At 49.4% G+C, this 19,839-nt stretch carries 17 protein-coding genes; 12 read left to right on the top strand and 5 right to left on the bottom strand.

Going from position 1 to position 19,839, the window contains the following annotated elements; all coding sequences use genetic code 11:
• Nucleotides 1–86: 86 nt before the first annotated feature.
• The 3 genes from ACS18Q_RS05315 (at nt 87) to ACS18Q_RS05305 (ending at nt 3,310) form a co-directional block, all read left to right on the top strand.
• A complete protein-coding gene (locus tag ACS18Q_RS05315) occupies nt 87–2,030 on the top strand; it encodes an ATP-binding protein (protein ID WP_441257493.1) in 1,944 nt (647 codons plus the stop codon).
• A 9-nt stretch (nt 2,031–2,039) separates the two neighbouring features.
• Complete coding sequence (locus ACS18Q_RS05310; RefSeq protein WP_004726361.1) at nt 2,040–2,537, top strand: response regulator; 498 nt, start codon at nt 2,040–2,042, stop codon at nt 2,535–2,537.
• A 224-nt stretch (nt 2,538–2,761) separates the two neighbouring features.
• Nucleotides 2,762–3,310, top strand: coding sequence for a hypothetical protein (locus ACS18Q_RS05305; RefSeq protein WP_004726362.1), 549 nt, complete (start codon nt 2,762–2,764; stop codon nt 3,308–3,310).
• Between the two features lie 131 nt (nt 3,311–3,441).
• On the opposite strand, the gene ACS18Q_RS05300 is transcribed toward ACS18Q_RS05305, so the two are convergent.
• On the bottom strand, nt 3,442–4,035 hold the full coding sequence (locus tag ACS18Q_RS05300; protein ID WP_038151289.1) for a TfoX/Sxy family DNA transformation protein: 594 nt from the start codon (nt 4,033–4,035) through the stop codon (nt 3,442–3,444).
• Nucleotides 4,036–4,407: 372 nt separating this feature from the next.
• Between ACS18Q_RS05300 and ACS18Q_RS05295 the strand changes: the two genes are divergently transcribed.
• The 5 genes from ACS18Q_RS05295 to ACS18Q_RS05275 all read left to right on the top strand — a co-directional run bounded on the left by ACS18Q_RS05295 (nt 4,408) and on the right by ACS18Q_RS05275 (nt 9,857).
• Nucleotides 4,408–5,328 (top strand): HDOD domain-containing protein, encoded by a 921-nt coding sequence (locus ACS18Q_RS05295; protein ID WP_004726364.1) that lies wholly within the window; start codon nt 4,408–4,410, stop codon nt 5,326–5,328.
• Between the two features lie 19 nt (nt 5,329–5,347).
• Nucleotides 5,348–6,253 carry a lysine exporter LysO family protein gene (locus tag ACS18Q_RS05290; RefSeq protein ID WP_143679187.1) on the top strand — a complete coding sequence of 302 codons (906 nt, stop codon included), beginning with the start codon at nt 5,348–5,350 and terminating at the stop codon, nt 6,251–6,253.
• Nucleotides 6,254–6,396: 143 nt separating this feature from the next.
• The gene (locus tag ACS18Q_RS05285) at nt 6,397–6,909 is read left to right on the top strand and encodes a hypothetical protein (protein ID WP_055466373.1); all 513 of its coding nucleotides are present in this window, start codon (nt 6,397–6,399) and stop codon (nt 6,907–6,909) included.
• 137 nt (nt 6,910–7,046) lie between these two features.
• Nucleotides 7,047–8,690, top strand: coding sequence for a pyridoxal-dependent aspartate 1-decarboxylase PanP (gene panP / locus ACS18Q_RS05280; RefSeq protein ID WP_441257492.1), 1,644 nt, complete (start codon nt 7,047–7,049; stop codon nt 8,688–8,690).
• Nucleotides 8,691–9,002: 312 nt separating this feature from the next.
• Nucleotides 9,003–9,857 (top strand): MurR/RpiR family transcriptional regulator, encoded by an 855-nt coding sequence (locus tag ACS18Q_RS05275; protein WP_014205342.1) that lies wholly within the window; start codon nt 9,003–9,005, stop codon nt 9,855–9,857.
• A 51-nt stretch (nt 9,858–9,908) separates the two neighbouring features.
• Here the strand turns inward: ACS18Q_RS05275 and ACS18Q_RS05270 are convergent, their stop codons facing one another.
• The gene (locus ACS18Q_RS05270) at nt 9,909–11,165 is read right to left on the bottom strand and encodes an iron-containing alcohol dehydrogenase (protein ID WP_143679188.1); all 1,257 of its coding nucleotides are present in this window, start codon (nt 11,163–11,165) and stop codon (nt 9,909–9,911) included.
• 310 nt (nt 11,166–11,475) lie between these two features.
• Here ACS18Q_RS05270 and ACS18Q_RS05265 point away from each other — a divergent pair, with 310 nt between their 5' ends.
• Both ACS18Q_RS05265 and ACS18Q_RS05260 read left to right on the top strand, forming a co-directional pair.
• Nucleotides 11,476–11,742, top strand: coding sequence for a GrxA family glutaredoxin (locus tag ACS18Q_RS05265; protein ID WP_004726370.1), 267 nt, complete (start codon nt 11,476–11,478; stop codon nt 11,740–11,742).
• Between the two features lie 168 nt (nt 11,743–11,910).
• Complete coding sequence (locus ACS18Q_RS05260; protein ID WP_004726371.1) at nt 11,911–13,593, top strand: aspartate:alanine antiporter; 1,683 nt, start codon at nt 11,911–11,913, stop codon at nt 13,591–13,593.
• Between the two features lie 134 nt (nt 13,594–13,727).
• On the opposite strand, the gene fabV is transcribed toward ACS18Q_RS05260, so the two are convergent.
• The 3 genes from fabV to ACS18Q_RS05245 all read right to left on the bottom strand — a co-directional run bounded on the left by fabV (nt 13,728) and on the right by ACS18Q_RS05245 (nt 18,219).
• Nucleotides 13,728–14,930, bottom strand: a complete 1,203-nt coding sequence (gene fabV, locus ACS18Q_RS05255) for an enoyl-ACP reductase FabV (protein WP_004726372.1) — start codon at nt 14,928–14,930, stop codon at nt 13,728–13,730.
• Between the two features lie 333 nt (nt 14,931–15,263).
• Nucleotides 15,264–17,546, bottom strand: coding sequence for an acyl-CoA dehydrogenase (locus tag ACS18Q_RS05250; protein ID WP_158107216.1), 2,283 nt, complete (start codon nt 17,544–17,546; stop codon nt 15,264–15,266).
• A 46-nt stretch (nt 17,547–17,592) separates the two neighbouring features.
• Nucleotides 17,593–18,219, bottom strand: coding sequence for a TetR/AcrR family transcriptional regulator (locus tag ACS18Q_RS05245; protein ID WP_041942577.1), 627 nt, complete (start codon nt 18,217–18,219; stop codon nt 17,593–17,595).
• A 390-nt stretch (nt 18,220–18,609) separates the two neighbouring features.
• Here ACS18Q_RS05245 and ACS18Q_RS05240 point away from each other — a divergent pair, with 390 nt between their 5' ends.
• Nucleotides 18,610–19,521 (top strand): 1-aminocyclopropane-1-carboxylate deaminase/D-cysteine desulfhydrase, encoded by a 912-nt coding sequence (locus tag ACS18Q_RS05240; RefSeq protein ID WP_441257491.1) that lies wholly within the window; start codon nt 18,610–18,612, stop codon nt 19,519–19,521.
• Nucleotides 19,522–19,545: 24 nt separating this feature from the next.
• Nucleotides 19,546–19,830 carry a YnjH family protein gene (locus ACS18Q_RS05235; RefSeq protein ID WP_055466367.1) on the top strand — a complete coding sequence of 95 codons (285 nt, stop codon included), beginning with the start codon at nt 19,546–19,548 and terminating at the stop codon, nt 19,828–19,830.
• Nucleotides 19,831–19,839: the final 9 nt, after the last annotated feature.

Here is a 19,839-nt window from a genome sequence, read left to right as displayed (position 1 = left end):
TGGTGTCTTCAAACCTAGCTCTCAAATCCGCCACGCGAAGCTTGTTACAGTAATGCTGCCGATCCGTAACCGACAACGAGACTGACGTGAACCGATATGCCCTGCTCTGTTTAGACAATAATCCCATCAGTGTGGAACAGTGGCGCCACGAATTAAGCCCGTTTGCCACCAAGTTCGATCTGCATACGGCCGACTCCGTTGACGATGCACAGCAAACACTGGAATACCTCGAACAACAAAATCAAACCGTCGCGCTGGTGATTGCCAGCCATCACGAAGCATTGAACGGCGCGGATTTCCTCATTCATCTCGATAAGCTGCCTCATACGCGCAACGCGCGTAAAGTATTGGTCAGTTGCGGCCAAGACATTCAAGCCATTCTCAATGCGGTGAACGAAGGGCGATTGGACTACTGCCTGACCAAACCGTTGCAAGATCACGTGCTGCGCAAAACCGCGCAACAGGAATTGACGACCTTCATCCTCGAACACGATAAAGACAATATCCTCAGCTACAGCACACAACTCGATCAACAACGTATTTTACGCGCCCACATCGACAATAAAATGCGCTCTTTTCGCGATGGCTTTATCACCGATTACCACCGCCTGTCAGACACCGAGTTGGCCGAACAAGTCATCGGCGCACTGTACCTGTTTTTCGAAAAAGAGGATGAAACCCGAGCTTGCCGCACCTATTCAGCCGAACACCTGCTCACCAAAGAAGGCGAAGAAAATCGCTTTTTGTGGTTTATCACGGAAGGTGAAGTGGCGCTGTATAAAAAAGATGATTTAGGACAGCAACGCGAAGTGGTACGCCATAAGAAAGGCAATATCGTCGGCGGGATGTCGTTTGTGACCGGAGAACCCTCCTTCTCCACCGCCATCACCTTAACCAAAACGGAAGTGATTAAACTCGATCGCGACGTGTTTGCCAAAGTGATGCATTCCGACAGCAGCTTGTTGCCGCTGTTTACCAATTTGTTACTGCGCCATTTTAACCGTCGTTTACAGCGCAGCATCAACACAAAAATCAAACTGCAAAAGACGCTCGAATCCTTAGAATCCGCCCATCAACAGCTGATCGAGCGTGAAAAAATGGCCATGTTGGGTCAATTGGTGGCCGGGGTCGCTCACGAACTCAATAACCCAGTCGCCGCCATTTTACGCGGTACGGAAACGCTCAGCCGAAATATCGAAACCATTGTTGACAGTTGCAATGCGCCAGCCCCAGCACAGGCCACGCAAGGCGCCCAATTGCTGCGCAGCGCACTGCTGGCCAAACCGATGTCGACATCGGAAGAGCGCGCTCGCGCCAAGCAGTTGGAACAGCAAACGCAGCATCGATTGGTGGCCAAAAAAATGGTCAAACTCGGGTTAGAACAAGACACTGAATTGATCACACTGGCACGGCGCAATCCCGAACACGCGCTGGCCCAAATCGAGACATTGGAATCGTATCATTTGGCGGGCAGTAACTTGCGCTCGATTCATGTCTGCGCGCAACGCATTGCCGATATGGTCAAAAGCCTCAAAGGTTATGCGCGCCCCGATGACGAAACTTTCCATCGTGTCGATATTCACGAAGGGATTGAAGACACCTTAGTGATCTTCGAAAACCGTCTCAAACTGCACCGAGTAGAAAAGGAATACGCCAGCGTTCCACCGATTGATTGTTTGCCGATTGCACTACAGCAGGTGTGGACCAATTTAATTTCGAACGCCATTGATGCCTTCCCCGAACGCGGCGTACTTCACATTCGAACACGAATGGAGGAGAAAAATAATCAAACCTATGCTGTCATAAGCTTCACCGATAACGGTTGTGGGATTCCTGATGAGCTCAAAGCGCAGATTTTTGCACTCAACTACACCACCAAACGTGAAGGCAATTTCGGATTGGGTATTGGCCTTTCCGTCTGCCAACAAATTGTGTTGCAGCACCAAGGTTGGATAGCCGTCGACAGTCAACCGCATCAATACACCACCATGAGCGTTTGGTTGCCGCTCTCACCTCGCTCAATCGATTAGGAGACAAGCATGAATAAATACATGATTTTATGTGTCGATGATGAAAGAGAAGTGCTTGATAGTGTGGTTCAAGACTTGGATTGCTTTGAAGAACATTTCGTGATCGAAGCCGCCGAATCGGTGGCCGAAGCCAAAGAGGTGATTGATGACTATCGCCAACAAGGCATTTCACTGGCGCTGATTTTGTGTGACCACATCATGCCAGAGCAAACAGGAATCAGCTTTTTGATCGAACTCAATGACGATGAAGAGACCGCCAAGACACGTAAAGTCCTGCTGACCGGACAAGCGGGCCTTGAAGACACGGTACAAGCCATCAATCACGCCAGTTTGCACTTTTATGTGGCCAAACCGTGGCGTGGCGACGCATTGCGTGAAACGGTGAAAGATCAATTGACTCAGTATGTTATCGATAACGACGACAACCTGATGCCTTGGATTCAAGTGCTCGACGCCGAGAAAATACTCAATGCCATTGCGGCAAAACGCATGAGTTTCGGTGAATAATGGGCACTCAAAAAATCACAAAGGCTTCATCTATTTGGCACCTAAATTGCTTAATATCACCTTAGACGACAAAACAATGACATTTTTTGGTGGAGCCTGACTGCGCCGATGAATTATGATGTCGACACTTTTGAAGCCTGGTTATCTTTCAAGGCTTTACGTCTTAGCGGATATTCCGCTTTCGACCATGGAATTAATCATAAAGATATAGGTTTATCGTGACTATGCGTAAAACAATCATTGCAACAGCACTTCTTCTTGCTTCAGCGCAATCAATGGCTGCAGTTGACCGTAACAGCCCTTCCGTAATGAGCAACTTCAACTACGACTACATTGAAGCTCGCATCGGCGTAAGCCCTGTCACCTACGGTGCTGCTGTCAGTAAATCTATTCACCCGAACGCGCACGTGATTGCACGTGTCGACTCTGAATTTGAGAGCGACTATGACGTCGCGACTGGCTTTGGGTTCCACGCGCCAGTCAATAACTGGGCAGACTTTACCGGCGAGATGCTGTTCCGTCTGCAAGACAAAAAGAACAATGGCAGCGCAGACACTGGGATGGAATTGAACCTTGGCGTGCGCCAATGGTTGGGGCCTCAATTGGAAGTCGGTGGTAAAGGCGGTTACGTTTCCATTGACAACGATGATCACTGGATTGGTTCTGTGTACGCCCGTTTCCACTCAACAGAGCTGTTCTCTTTGGGTGCAGAAGCGCGCATCAACGACACTTATGATGACCAACTGATGTTCACGGCTCGCTTTAAATACTAAGTGTTCACATCCCGCAGCCGCGATCGTTCATCGAGGCTGCGACTTGCACAAAAAAACCGAGGCCAAAGCCTCGGTTTTTTATTGCCTTTCCCAACAACAGTGTCCATCTCCCCCCACTGCGTCCGTTGTCCTTAACGCGCGTGACAGCTTTCTAACAATTGACGCTTGCGCGGCTCTTGCAGCAGTTTCCAATGGATTCCTTCAATCGCACCCGCGAATTTCCACAGCAATTTCACATCCAAATCACTACCGTAAATGCGACGAACTTTATTGAACACTTCCGGCGCACCCAAACGCATGAAGGTGTCCACGTCTTCAACGCCCGCCTTCTTCACCATACGTTCCAGCGTTAACTGCATATTAGGCAAATCCCTCAGCCGGCGATTCGCATGCGATTTCTGAAAGTACCGTTGTTCAATCGAATACAAGATAGCGCGTTCGATAATTGAATCTAAATCCGAATAATTTTGTTCAAATAGCTGTGTAATATCGTAATAGTTAACCGTTGCGGTTGTTTGCTTCTTCACATGGCGATATTTCTCACACCCCAGATCCGTCAAAATTTTATCAAGGTCTTCACCACCTCGAATAAAGATGCAGTCATCGGTTAGCAAGGCATACATCGCCTCTTGTTGAAACAAACCAATACCACCAAACATAGAGCGTTTTTGGTAGGCACCAAACTTAATTGCATAATCGAAAAATCTATGCTCACACATATCCATTGATCCTTTAATCACGTCCCCGATTAAGAAAGATCACCAGATAGCAGCAAATTTTTAGCGAATAAAATGAATAGGTTAAATAGTAAGCTTTATTTGTATACAGAATGCTTACTTATAAGTTTCATACATCATAGTTAACGAAACGAAATAAGTCTGGGCTTAATTCACATCAACACATTGATTATTTACCAATAATGAGAGCAGCGTCACAAGGCCATCATTTCCATGCGCTTAAATAAACGAACAGGTACGCAAAATGTCTCACAGATCATCGAAATGTAAAGAAATTGACGCTTTCTGCAGGTTTGTGGTTGCTTCTATTTATTAGCGATCGGTAGAATGACACGGAACGAAAACTATCAATAATAAAAAATGAATCATTTATCTTTCTTTTGGCTTCCAGAAAACCGACACAAACTCATTGAAGGGCTAGAGAGTGAGTTTGCTCAGTTGGTTAAAACTTCCATCAGCACCGGCAAAATCTCTCTGCCGCCGATTCCTGACGTCGTGCTCAAAATTCAACGTTTGTGCACACTCGAATCGACGGGTGTTTCAGACATTGCCGACTGCCTCACCGACGATCCCGGCCTCGCCGCGATCGTCATTCGTGTGGCGAACTCCGTGGTCTTCAATCGCCGCAACATTACCTGTACCGATTTGATGACCGCAGTGTCTCGTTTGGGCATCGTGCGCGTGCGTGACATCGTCACCGCTCAAGCGATCGAGCAGCTCAAAAACTCCATCAACCTCAGCAAAGAATGCAACAAGATACTGATCAACAGTGCTTCGGTGTCTCGCGAGCTGGGGGCCACAATGGTGCTTGTCGCTCAGTCGTTCAAAAAGCTTGAGCCGGACAACTACCTGCACCTTGAACAAGACAAAGCCCTGCTGGTTGGCCTGTTGGCTGACATCGGATTGTTCTGTTTGGTCAACGAATACTACCTTTACCTCGAAAACGGTAACTACCTCGATCAAGACATTGCGCTGCAAATTTTCCAGTCCAATTGTTCCAGTACCAGTCAACTGGTGTTGAAACATTGGGGCTTCGATCAAGATTTCCTTGAAGTCGCTTGCAATGAAGAATTAGTAGAACATTGTCAGGAAGTCAGCTACCTTGATGTGGCACGAATTGCACATCACTTACTTATGTATAGAAAACAAGACGATGCGATAGAAGAGCACGAGGTCGAAATCAATGCGACGGGCGCCGAAGTGCTTTACGACCTTAGCAATCTCAGTGATGTGGAATTCAAAACCCAACTCAGCGCGGTGATTAACGCGAGCGGTTTCTAAATCACTTTTCGAGGAATGTATGTTATCAGGGATGATGTTTATCTTTGCCCCACTGGTGGTGGGGTATCTGTTTGCGATTCAAAATAAAGCGTGGCTTGCCCAACTCAACCGAGCCACCGCCTCTCTGGTTTATGTCATTCTATTTTTAATGGGTCTGAGCCTTGCCGCATTGGATAACTTGGGCGACAACCTACAACTGATCCTCAAATATGTGGGCGTGTTCTTTGTGCTGCTTGGCGCCTGTAACCTGCTTGCCTTGCCGCTGGTTGACCGCTTTCTCCCGTTGGAAACGGACACCAGCCACACCAAATTGCCGCTGTCGAGTATGGCATTGGAGTCAGTCAAACTGATTCTGGTCGTCGGGGGTGGTTTGCTCGTGGGCGTGCTGTTCAATTTCGACCTCTCTTGGGTCGATACCGCCAGCGAGTGGATTCTTTTCTTACTGCTGTTTTTTATCGGCATTCAACTGCGCAACAGCGGCCTGACGTTAGGTCAAATCCTGCTAAATAAACATGGCATGATCATCGCCGCAGTGGTGATGGTCACCAGTTGGATTGGGGGCGCGATTGCCGCGTTAGTGCTCGACATTCCGGTGTACAAAGGGCTGGCGATGGCGTCCGGCTTCGGTTGGTATTCATTGGCGGGGATTCTGATGGGCGATGCCTTTGGGCCAGTTTACGGTGGGGCGTCATTTATGATTGAGCTGCTGCGCGAGCTGATCTCACTGGTGCTGATCCCGATGTTCATCAGTCGCAAACCCTGCACCTCGATTGGCTACGCGGGCGCCACAGCCATGGACTTCACGCTGCCCGTCATTCAAACCACCGGCGGTGTGCGTTGTGTGCCCGTGGCGATCGTCAGTGGGTTTATTCTCAGCCTGTTAGTCCCTGTTTTGATGTTATTCTTTGTGTCTCTTGCAGGCTAGATCTCAGGAATCATGTTACACATCCTTTAAAATAGCGTACTTGGCATGTAACCGATTGGTTGCGTGCATCAAATCAAGCCCAACTGGAAGTCTATAAAAACCCCAACCAAGGGGTTACGATAAAAATCGCAAAAGGAACGATTATGAAACGCTTTATTGTCACCATGCTCTTATCGGCCACCTCGATGACCGCAGCAGCCGCCGACAATCAATGTTTTGCGAAAAAATACGATGCCTACATTGATGCTTCTTTGGCGTGGTACCAAGACCTTGCCGAGATGACCACCGAGAAATATCCCGAGCTTGCGAGTGTCAGCCAGTGGTTCCTTGAAGGTCGCCAGCACCACTTCGAACTGAGCCGTGCGGCAGTGCACTACTACCTCGAGCACGATGCTTCTAAAGTGGCGACCGCGCAACCCGTGGAAGCCTGGTTAAAACTCGAACAGCACGACATTAAAGTACTTGCATCGCGCAGCGATGAACTCGGGAAAATCGCCAAAACCACCTTCGATGATCGTCAAGCCAAACCGCATGAAAAAAACTATGAGTTGCGCTCGGCGTTTGCTGAATTGCTGAGCCACCCAAAACAGATTGAAGGCGCGCTGAACAAGTACAACGAAGCGATTGCGAAAACCGAAAAAATCGTGTGTCACTAAGCACTGCTCTTGCGCATTCAGCGCATCAAGCACTGCCCTTTCCACTGGGTAGCAGTCCGAATTAAGGCGGGACTTTGGCCCGTTTTCGTTTAGATTGTCTCGCCTGAAATGTTAGATTAAACCGATAACGACGCTGTATGGTATCTGAACACAAAACCGCGGATGCGAACTTTGACACTCTGCTTCGTATATTCACCGTACCCGAAGGGCCAGACTCAACACTGACCCGAATCGAAGAAGAGCTCTCTCGCAACCTGAATAAGTTTCTGCGCGAACACATCGTGGCAGAAGAGAAGCCATTGAAAGAGATCGAAAAAGATTTCTCCGATGCCCGCATTCCTGATGAGCCGGAATTTGTTTCTGACCATACGCAACATCTGCTCGACACCTTAGTCGCCCAATCAGTGCATACCGCATCCCCCAGTTTTATCGGCCACATGACCTCAGCGCTGCCCTACTTTTTGATGCCGCTGTCAAAAATCATGATCGCCCTGAATCAAAACTTGGTCAAAATCGAAACGTCAAAAGCATTTACACCGCTAGAACGTCAAGTATTGGGAATGCTGCACCGCTTGATCTACGGGCAGGATGATGCTTTCTATCAGCAATGGATGCACAGCGCAGAGCACTCATTGGGTGCATTCTGCTCTGGCGGAACCATTGCCAACATCACGGCCTTATGGGTTGCCCGTAACAACGCATTGAAAGCCGATGGTGATTTCCACGGCGTGGAGAAAGAAGGTCTGTTCAAAGCCATGCGCCACTATGGTTATGACGGTTTGGCGATTCTGGTTTCCGAGCGCGGCCACTACTCACTGAAGAAAGCCGCTGATGTTCTGGGTATTGGTCAAGAAGGCTTGGTTTCAGTCAAAACCGATGAGAACAACCGCATCTGTCCAGATGATCTTCAACGCAAAATTACCGAACTCAAAGCCAACAACATCAAACCATTTGCAGTCGTTGGTGTGGCGGGCACCACGGAAACAGGCAACGTTGACCCGCTGCGGGTAATGGCGGAAATCTCACATCAAGAAGGCTGCCATTTCCATGTCGATGCCGCTTGGGGCGGTGCAACCTTGATGTCGAATCACCATCGCCATGTGTTAGATGGCGTCGAGCTTGCCGATTCAGTCACCATTGATGCCCACAAACAGCTCTACATTCCAATGGGCGCAGGCATGGTGCTGTTTAAAGACCCAAGTGCCATGAATTCGATTGAGCACCATGCGCAGTACATTTTACGCAAAGGCTCAAAAGATCTAGGTAGCCATACGTTAGAAGGCTCCCGCTCCGGCATGGCCATGTTAGTCTATGCCAGCATGCACATCATCAGTCGCGCCGGTTACGAACTGCTCATCGACCAAAGCATTGCCAAAGCGCGTTACTTTGCCGATCTGATAGAAGCGCAAGAGGACTTCGAGTTGGTCTCTCAACCGGAGTTATGCCTGCTCACGTACCGTTATCTGCCCCGAAATGCTCGCCAAGCGCTGCAACAAGCCAACGCCGACGAGCAAGCACTACTCAATGAATTATTGAATGAACTGACCAAGTTTATTCAGAAGAAACAACGGGAAACCGGTAAATCGTTTGTTTCACGGACACGGCTCAACCCGATGGTTTGGAACAAATTGGATACCCTCGTTTTTCGCGTCGTTCTGGCGAACCCGCTAACAACCCATGATATCCTTCAATCGGTGCTGGACGAGCAACGCCAAATTGCCACGTTAGCCCCGAATTTGATGGGCAGAATTGAACATTTAGCACAACAAATACTGGCATAAACCGCCCGGATAAAGTTACAGCGAACTGAAAATTTATTTCTTTTTGCTGTAACTTACACATCAAGTCGATGCATCAGAATTCCTTTTACTGACAAATCTGCGGCTAAAACTGTAGTTTTTATGAAATTTAGTTTGAGGCTTGTCATATTCTCATCATTCGATACGTCGTTTCATTTCTGAAATATCGGTGCTTAGGTTTATACTCATTTAATGGCGTTGGTGAATGTACCTTTTGGAAATGATTTATTTCCCTCCCCTGAAATGGTTACATCGCTTTACCAACGAGTTGTTCTCTATGCCCGCGTGAACACTATGAATACATTAGAAAAAATTCAAAAGAACCTGGAAAACTTTAGCAAGTCGGAACGTAAGGTTGCCGAAGTGATCATGGCGTCGCCGCAAACTGCCATTCACTCGAGCATTGCGACTCTTGCCAAGATGGCTGATGTCAGCGAGCCAACGGTGAACCGCTTCTGTCGTCGCTTGGATACAAAAGGTTTCCCCGATTTTAAACTGCACTTGGCTCAAAGCTTGGCAAACGGTACACCTTATGTGAACCGTAACGTCGAAGAAGATGACGGCCCGGATGCGTATACACACAAGATTTTCGAATCGACCATGGCGTGCCTGGACGTAGCGAAAAACAGCTTAGACCCAATGCAAGTCAACCGTGCGGTTGATCTGCTGACGCAAGCCAAACGAATTTCGTTCTTTGGTTTGGGGGCCTCCTCGGCGGTCGCGCGCGATGCACAAAACAAGTTCATTCGTTTCAACATTCCGATTGCTTGTTTTGAAGACATTGTGATGCAACGTATGAGCTGTATTAACTGCACCGACAACGATGTGATTGTGCTGATCTCACACACTGGTCGCACGAAGAGCCAAGTCGAAATCGCGAATCTGGCCCGCGAAAACGGTGCGACCGTCATTGCGATTACCGCCAAAGATTCTCCGCTGGATAAAGCAGCATCTCTGTCGATTTGTCTGGACGTTCCAGAAGACACTGACGTATACATGCCCATGGCAAGCCGCGTCGTTCAGATGACGGTGATTGATGTACTGGCGACCGGTTTTACACTGCGCCGTGGCTCAGGTTTCAGAGAGAACCTCAAACGCGTGAAAGAGGTCTTGAAAGACTCACGCTACGACAAGCTGTCGCATTTCTAACACTGATTAAAAAAACGGAGCCACACGGCTCCGTTTTTCTATACGCTTGATTCATTCACTCAGTGAACTACGCGCTTCCTGCAGCGCATCATGCACCACAAGCACTTGACCTTTCACGTGCGCTTCATGGTCACTGTCTGCCTCAGCGCAGACGCCACGACACGAACAGACCTGTTCAAGAATATAAATCAGCCGCTCGTAGGTCAAAGGAATGGGATTGCCTTTGATGGCATTGGATTTAAGGGCATCCTGCGCTACCTGATCAAATGACGTACTGCACACACCAAACTCACTAAGCTTGGGGAGCGCCAACTGATCCAACATCATTTGCACCCACAACACCCCATCCTCAACATTGGCGTTTTTACGCCCAGTGAGCAGATGCGATAAACGTTGATAGCGCGACAAAATATCCGGCCTGCCCACCAACTGCGCGGCATGAATGTTTTCTCGCATCACAAATGGCGCGAGCCTCGCCGTGATCACGCTGTGCGGCGCATCCAACTTGCCGCCTAATGCCGAAGCCAAACCGTGCGCGGCGCCAAGTTTAGCATTGGTGATCGCCATGCCACCCAACATGGCCGCAAACGACAAATCGGAACGCGCCTGATGATCATCGCGTTCACACGCAGCCATGACTGAACGCGCGATACGCCGTACGCCTTCTTCACAAATCATATCGGTGAGCGGGTTCGGTTCACCGCACACATAGGCTTCCATCAAGTGAGTAAACGCATCCATCGCGCCGCGAGCGGAAGTTAAACGATCGGTGCCATACGTTAATGTCGGATCGACAATCGCCACATCGGCCAGCATCTCTGGGCTGCGTAAACTGACTTTGACTTGATCTTGCCCGGAGCGCAACACGGCATTGCGAGTGACTTCGGAGCCCGTACTGGCGGTGGTTGGAATGGCGATGAAAGGGAGTGGTTTGGCTTTGAGCGGCACGTTGCGTCCAACGACTTCAACGTAATCATACACGTTGCCTTGATTTGGAATGATGGCGGCTAAGGCTTTCCCCATGTCGAGTACGCTGCCACCGCCCATTGCCACCACCACATCCGGTTGAAAGCGCCGCCCGCCAATGGCCGCTTCTTCGACCATGGTGATGTTGGGTTCACCGCTGACCGCGACATGCTGATAGCGTAGATGTTGTTGCTGAAGATACTCAATCACATGGCTTGCCCGTTCAATTCGCTTTCCTGACACCAACAACACGCTGTAACCATATTGACTGATGACCGATAACGAACTGTCCAGCGCACCTTCGCCGAAGATGATTCGACTTGATGTCATGAACTGAAACATGATCTCTCCCGACCCGAACTCGTTACACTGTGAAACAGCTTGCGCGTATTGCACAAAAAAATGTTTGATGCAGTGCAACTTGCCGCCAATAACCCTAATAAAAATATGAGATTATGGCGAACATCACAGCCAAGGAATGCAAATATCACGCTTTCAATACGTTGCTGCTGGGTCGGTAGCTTAACGATTCAACCGCGACTGAAGTAAATTTGAGCGATAGTTTTTACCTATTGAACGAACAGGTACTTGCCACTTTATTTTCTACTTGGGATCGGGCATAGTGGCACAAACTCAAATAAAGGAGAAAGTTATGTTCGTAGTGATTTTTGGTCGCCCTGGTTGCCCTTACTGTGTTCGTGCAAAAGAGCACGCGGAAACGTTGAAAGCAAAACGTGACGACTTCAACTACCGTTATGTCGATATTCACGCAGAAGGTATCTCAAAAGCTGACCTTGAAAAAACCGTTGGCAAACCAGTTGAAACCGTGCCACAAATCTTCCTCGATCAGCAACACATTGGCGGCTGCACCGAGTTTGAAGCGTACGCCAAAGAGCACCTAGGTCTGTTTGACGAGTAAGCACCCGAATACATTAGAACCCGCTGATATTTGGCGGGTTTTTTATTTGCGGTTTTCCTTCAGAGAAATGTCAAACCACAAAAAATTTCACTTATCTTTTTGCATATTTACGATACAATCCTCACACTTTAACTATTCTATTGTTGCGCGCTTGAATCGAGCTAAATTGTGAATATCGACGTCGTACTTTTGCTAGACCAAAACCCCATCCTGCTGATTTTTGTTGTGCTGGCTATCGGGCTTGCTTTCGGAAAAATCCGTTTTGGCAGCCTGCAGTTGGGCAATTCTATTGGCGTGCTTATCACGTCTCTCATCATGGGACACCTTGGCTTTTCGTTTAATGCGGAAGCCTTAACCATCGGCTTCATGCTGTTCATCTATTGTGTGGGCATCGAAGCGGGACCCAACTTCTTCGGTATTTTCTTTCGCGACGGCAAACACTATCTGATCCTCAGTTTGGTGGTGTTGGTGACGGCGACCACGCTGACCTACTTATCCAGCCATTACTTCAATCTCGATTTTGGTTTGGCGGCCGGTATGATGGCAGGCGCTTTGACGTCGACCCCAGTGTTGGTTGGTGCACAGGATGCATTGAACTCCGGCCTGTCGTCCGTACCACGCAACATGGACTTATCGCTGGTGCTGGAAAATGTCTCCGTCGGTTATGCCATGGCCTATCTGATTGGTCTCATCAGCATGATCATGTTCGCCAAACTGCTGCCCAAAATTCAAAAGCAAAACCTGTCGGATTCAGCGCAGCAGATCGCGCAAGAACGCGGCTTGGGTGGCAGCAGTCAACGCAAAGTGTATCTCCCCATTATTCGCGCCTACCGTGTTGGCCCGGAGCTGATTAACTGGGTGGACGGACGAAACCTACGCGAACTGGGCATTTACCGCCAAACCGGTTGTTACATCGAACGTATTCGTCGCAACGGCATTCTCGCCCATCCTGATGGGGACGCGATTTTGCAAGAAGGCGATGAAATTGCGTTGGTGGGTTTCCCGGATAGCCACGCGCGTTTAGACCCAAGCATTCGTAACGGCAAAGAAGTGTTTGACCGTAACTTGCTCGATTTGCGGATTTCGGAAGAAGAGATCGTCGTTAAGAGTGACAGCATCGCGGGCAAGCGCCTGTCGGATCTAAATCTGTCAGAATACGGCTGTTTCCTCAACCGCGTGGTACGCGCACAAATTGAAATGCCGATGGATCTCGACATTGTGCTGGCCAAGGGCGATGTGCTGCAAGTCAGTGGCGAGAAAAGCCGCGTGAAGGGACTGGCCGAGAAAATCGGTTTCATCTCGATTCACAGCCAAATGGCAGACCTGTTGGCATTTTGTAGCTTCTTTATTTTGGGCATTCTGTTTGGTCTGGTCACCATGACCTTCGGTCAGGTGTCGTTTAGCCTCGGTAACGCCGTCGGCCTGCTGTTGTCTGGCATCACGCTCGGTTTCTTGCGTGCCAACCACCCGACTTTCGGGTATGTGCCGCAAGGCGCGTTGAATATGGTCAAAGACCTTGGTCTGATGTTCTTTATGGTCGGCATCGGCCTGAGCGCTGGTGGCAAGATGTTTGAGCACCTATCCGAAGTTGGCCCGCAAGTGATTGGCTTGGCGTTTATTGTCAGTGTGGTGCCCGTGGTGTTTGCGTATCTGGTTGGCGCACACATTCTGAAAATGAACCGTGCCCTGCTGTTTGGTGCCATCATCGGTGCCCGGACGTGCGCGCCCGCAATGGACATTGTGAACGAATACGCTAAATCAACCATCCCTGCACTGGGTTACGCCGGTACATACGCCATCGCCAACATTTTGATGACGCTTGCAGGTACGATTTTGATACTGCTGAGCTAATCACGCAGCGCCGTTCACGCGGCGCTGAATTATCGTTTGGCGAGTGCACATGAGCCAATCATCCATCACGGATGAGAAATAAAGGGTATGAAAAAAGGCGCTGAAATCAGCGCCTTTTTTGTCTCTCAATCGAATTAGATATCGATCACGTCAAACTCAACCGCAGGGTTCACGTCTGCTTCGTAATCCACACCTTCGATACCGAAACCGAACAGTTTCAAGAACTCTTCTTTGTACAGCGCGTAGTCTGTCAGCTCTTTCAGGTTCTCGGTCGTGATTTGTGGCCACAGATCACGGCAGTGCTGTTGAATGTCTTCACGCAGTTCCCAGTCATCCAAACGCAGACGGTTCTTGTCGTCTGTTTCTGGCGCGCTGCCATCTTGCTTGTAAAGACGCTCGTTGAACAGACGGAAGATCTGTTCCATACAGCCTTCGTGAATGCCTTCTTCACGCATTTTCTTGAATACCATCGCAATGTACAACGGCATCACTGGAATGGCAGAACTTGCTTGAGTCACCACAGATTTCAGTACCGCAACGTTCGCTGAGCCGCCTTTGGCTGCTAGCTTCGCATTCAATGCTGCAGAAGCGCGGTCTAGGTCCATTTTTGCACGACCTAACGCACCATCCCAGTAGATAGGCCAAGTCAGTTCAGTACCGATGTAGCTGTAAGCCACGGTCTTGCAACCGTCAGCAAGAACACCAGCGTCTTCTAACGCTTGCATCCACAGTTCCCAGTCCTGACCGCCCATCACGGTGATGGTATCTTCAATTTCTTGCTCGGTAGCCGGCTCAACGCTGGCTTCGATGATCACATCTTTATTGGTATCAACCGCTGTAGATGTGTAAGTCTCACCGATAGGTTTCAGTGCTGAACGAATCAGCTCGCCAGTTTCCGGCATTTTACGCACTGGAGATGCCAGTGAGTATACCACCAGGTCAATCTGACCCAGATCTTGTTTAATCAGTTCAATCGCTTTCTGTTTGGCTTCGTTTGAGAACGCATCACCATTGAGGCTTTTCGCGTACAAACCTTCTTCGTGCGCCAGTTTGTCGAACGCTGCTGCGTTGTAGAAACCAGCTGTGCCAGGCTTCTTGTCTGTGCCTGGTTTTTCAAAGAAGACACCGATAGTCGCTGCGCCGCCGCCAAACGCTGCCGCGATGCGAGAAGACAGACCATATCCACTAGAAGAGCCGACAACAAGCACACGCTTAGGCGCGTTCTTGATTGGACCTTGTGCTTTGGTGTAAGCAATTTGTTCTTTTACATTAGCTTCACAACCCACTGGGTGCGTTGTTGTACAGATAAATCCGCGAATTTTAGGTTTGATGATCATATTCAACTTCCTTCAAAAATCTTCGCTAGGATAAAAGGTTCGCCCGCGGTTCGCATCCTATTTCTGTAAAAATGCCTTCATTTTGCAAGTGGTTGGAGCACTCAACGCCTAAATTGGCGGCAAGTTAGGTCATTTTAAGGGGGTCCGCCACATCTCTCACTCGGGTGTCTGCCTGTGCTTCGTCACGAGCCTCATCGCAAGATGAATCACGACAGAGACGGAGAACGACACGAACCTTCCAACGTTTCTAACGATTCCAGCGACGTTTCAACAATTCCAACGAAAAGAAGGCTTCGATCAGGAAGCCTTCTTGGATAAACGGGAACGAATCAATTAAGCCACGTTATTGAGCTTAGGTTTACTCTCTTTATTGGTCAAAACTTCGGAGAAATCATGACTAAAATGGTCAACCTGAATGGCTTTATAACGCAGTTTGTCGGCGGCTAAAATCGCCTCTACTTCTTCAGCGTTCAGTACACCTGCCGCTTTGGCTTGTTCCAAGCGCTCAGCCAGCACACCTTTACGCGCCACTTTGCCCTCTTTCACGCCTTTATTGAGTTTGCGTTCTAAACCTTTCACGCCATACATCGCAAGGAATGCTTTTTCCATCAACCCAACGCTGTCATTTTCATCTTTACCGATGTAGCACAAGTGCGTCAGACGATCACGATGTGCGCCCGGTGTCATGATGCTTTCCGCAATGTTGACCGTCAACGTATCGCTTGGTGCGTCAAAATGGTTGCCCAATGGGAACAGCAGACCTTTCAGCAACTTGCCGACCGATTTGATCGGGTAGTTGCGATACGCTTCGTTGAGCGACTTCGCCGCATGGTGCAAACAGTACTGCATCGAATAATGAACAAAGTTCAAATCCGCTTGCTGGCGCCCTTCATCTTCATAGCGTTTCAAGACTGCCGATGCCATATACAAGTAGCTCAAACCATCGCCCAAACGCGCGGAAATCATCTCTTTGCGTTTCAGTTCACCGCCCAACGTCAGCATGGCGAAATCCGCACTCACTGCCAATGCGCGGCTCAAACGCGTCATCTGTTGATAATAAGGTTTAGTCGGCCCGCTCATGTCGGCTTTGATAAAGCGAGAGCCCGTCAACGCCGCCCCTAACGCGCCAAAGGTGTTTTTGGTCGCATGGGCGATGTGTTTAAACAGCAGTTCATCGAACGCTTTCGCCGCTTGTTTTTCATCCGGGTTCGCCGCAGCTTCCATCTCTTTCAATACGTATGGATGGCAACGCGTCGCGCCCTGACCGAAGATCATCAGGTTACGCGTCAGGATATTCGCCCCTTCAACGGTGATGGCCACCGGCACACCCAAGTAATGGGTTGAAAGGTAATTCATCGGGCCATCTTGGATCGCACGACCGGAGTGAATATCCATCGCATCATCCAAAATGGTGCGCGCAATTTCAGTCATGTGATACTTGGCTATTGCTGTAACAATCCCCGGTTTCTCTTTGAGATCGAGCGAGGTTGTGGTCAGCGTGCGCGTGGCTTCCAGCAGATAAGTCAGGCCACCGATGCGCCCCATCGCTTCCGCCACACCTTCAAATTTACCGATCGACATGCCAAACTGTTTACGCACATAACCGTAAGCACCCGTAGTACGCGCTGTCAGGTGACCAATGGCCGTACCCAATGCCGGCAGGGAAATACCGCGACCTGCAGATAGACATTCCACCAGCATGCGCCAGCCTTTGCCAGCGTAATCCACGCCGCCAATCAGCCATTCCATGGGAATGAACACCTCGTGGCCACGAGTTGGACCGTTCATGAATGCCAGCCCCAATGGGTCGTGACGTTCACCGATTTCCACCCCGTCGTGATCTGCTGGGATCAACGCACAGGTAATGCCGATGTCGACTTTGTCACCCAGAAGTTGGTCTGGATCGCTCATTTTGAACGCCAAACCCAACACCGTGGCGACCGGCGCCAGCGTAATGTAACGCTTGTTCCAGTTCAGGCGCACACCCAGCACTTCCTTGCCTTCGTGCATGCCGTAACACACCACGCCTTGGTCCGGAATCCCGCCCGCATCAGAACCCGCTTCGGGGCCAGTCAGTGCAAAACATGGAATGTCTGTGCCGTCTGCCAAACGCGGCAGCCAGTAATCTTTTTGCGCCTGAGTCCCATAGTGAGATAGCAGCTCACCCGGGCCCAATGAGTTGGGTACCATCACCGTTACCGCAGCGCTGATACTGCGCGTTGCGATTCGAGTCACGATGGTGGAGTTCGCCAGCGCAGAAAATTGGCGACCACCGTACTCTTTGGCAATGATCAGAGAGAAGAAACGCTCTTTACGTAGATAGTCCCAAACTTCTTTGGGCAAATCACGGTCGTGTTTGATGATCTTGTGTTCATCTAACATCGACAGCAGCGTATCCAACTCATTGTCAATGAAAGATTGCTCTTCCGCGGTCAGAGTTGGTTTTGGATAGTGATGTAGCTTTTTAAAGTCTGGCTTGCCAGAGAACAGCTCACCATCCCACCACACGCTTCCTGCTTCCATCGCTTCCTTTTCAGTATCGGAAAGCGGCGGAAGTACCTGTTTGAACAGTTTGAAAGCCGGGTCACTAATCCATTTTCTTCGTAGAGAGCACATATTCAGATCCTTTTGTTCACTGGTCTTTATACTTATTGTCTTAATTTTAGTGTGCAGCCACGCCGGCTGCTAAGTATGGAATAATTTGATCAACGACCGCTTTTGCATCGACCTTATTTCCAAAATCGTTTTCAGCAATTTGTGCCAAAGCCTGACTTGAAGACATCGTGAAGACACACGTTCCGAGCGTAAAGTGCAGTCGCCAGAACAAGGTTTCACGGGTCAAATCCGGATTGGCTTTCATCACCGATTCAATAAACAGAGACAACGCATCGTTATACCGAGTGGTGATAAACCAACGCAGGTGTCCTTGCACATCGGTATAGCCGCGTCCAATCAACAACATAAAGCGGCTGGTGCCGTTCGGACGAACATCATTGAGTGCTCGCAGCGGGCCACGCAGCGATTCAAACACATCCGCCATGGTGTATTCGTCACGCAAATTCAGGTTGATCAGCGCATCGTGGACTGCAGGCATAAATGCCTCCAGGTAACGATTGAGCACTGCACGCACCAATGTTTTTTTGTCTCCAAAGTGGTAATTCACCGACGCTAAGTTCACGTTCGCCTTGCTGGTAATGGTTCGTAACGAGGTATCGTTAAACCCATGTTCCGCAAATAATCCCTCAGCGACGTCCAGTATCTTTTCCTTAGTACTACTTCTCGGTGCCATTTTAATCACTCGTATCAAACATCTGTTTGAAATATACCGTTGACACAGATCATTAACAAGCAATTAACATCACACTTTTCACTCTTGGTCTGACCAGAATGTATTTTGTACAACTAACAGCTTGATCCAGCTCTAATTCTGAAAAATGTGAATTTTTTTTATCTTTTCTGGGAACTCTTTCTGTGCGGCCCGGTCTGAATTATCGTAGTTGCCAGAGCTTTAAGAGTTTTACAGGCCGTCGAACGTTCTTCTTTCTGCCAACTGACATTTACGCTGCTTTTTCTTATTAACTCCTATGTTTGTATCAGCCCAGATCGTCTTTGTTCTGGGCTTTTTTTCGTCTGCCGTTCAAGGCACACTATGCGTCATCGCCTTTACATATCGCTTAACATGAAGCTTGCCCATAGCCCGATCACTCCACATCATTTTTCCGGCCACGCGTTTTATCTCAAACGGGATGACTGGTTACATCCGCAATTTAGCGGCAACAAAGCGCGCAAATTGATGAGCTTGCTGACGGGGCATTATCCCAACATAACCACCTTGATCAGCTACGGTTCAGCGCAGGCCAATTCGCTCTACTCGTTGGCTGCGCTTGCACACTTACGCGGTTGGCAACTTGAGTTCTACGTTGATCACCTGCCTGCGTGGCTGCAAGCCACGCCCATTGGCAACTATCGGGCAGCATTGGCATTGGGGGCTCGCCTCATTGAAACTCGGCCACTGGGTTTCGCTCATCCGCGTGATTACATTGCACAGGTTCGCCAACCCGATGACGCCTGTTTGTCGGTGGAAGAAGGCGGCCGCAGTGTTCTCGCTGAGCAGGGGGTCACTCAGCTCGCCGAAGAGTTATTGGCATGGATAGCAACGCAACCGGAACAACCCTGGCGTGTGGCGCTCCCGGCCGGCACGGGTACAACCGCGTTGTATTTGCATAAAGCGCTCTCTTCACATCATATCGAGGTGGTCACTTGTCCTTGCGTGGGGGGCGAGACTTATCTGACGCAGCAATTTCTGGCATTGGGCGAAACGGCCCATCCCACCATCATTTCGCCTTCATCCAAGCATCATTTTGGTCGCCTTGATCCACAAGACTATGCGATTTGGCAAGCGCTCCATGCACAGACGGGGGTGGAATTTGAGTTACTTTACGATCCGTTGATGTGGCGTTGTCTGTTAGAATGGTTACCCACTCAACCTGCTAAATCGATGATTTACATTCATCAAGGGGGACTGCTCGGCAATGAGAGTATGCTCCCACGCTATCGGCGCCTCTTGGGTGAGCCGAAGCTGCAACCTTAATCTGGGCGCAAAAGGAGTCCATGTATGATTAAACCCCTCAGCGTATGGGCCGCAATGGCGCTGACCGCCAGTGTGCACGCCGCCAGTATGCAGACCAACACCGTGTCTACATCCAACCAACACAATACCCTGTTGATGGATGGAAACCTTGGCAAGCGCGTGTGTTATTACGACGATAAAGCGTATTCCGAAGGGTCGGTCTTGCAGATCGGGGCCGTGTATATGATTTGTCAGCGAGCCAATGATTTTGAAACCAATGGCCCGCTGAAATGGGTGCTGTTACAACAAGAGCAACCTAAAACGCCTTAAACCTAGGCG

Origin of the sequence: Vibrio sp. Vf1514 (assembly GCF_052076135.1) — a bacterium.
Lineage (GTDB): Bacteria > Pseudomonadota > Gammaproteobacteria > Enterobacterales > Vibrionaceae > Vibrio > Vibrio furnissii.
Note: the sequence above shows the minus strand (reverse complement) of the source record. Positions and strands in the feature narration are given on the sequence as shown.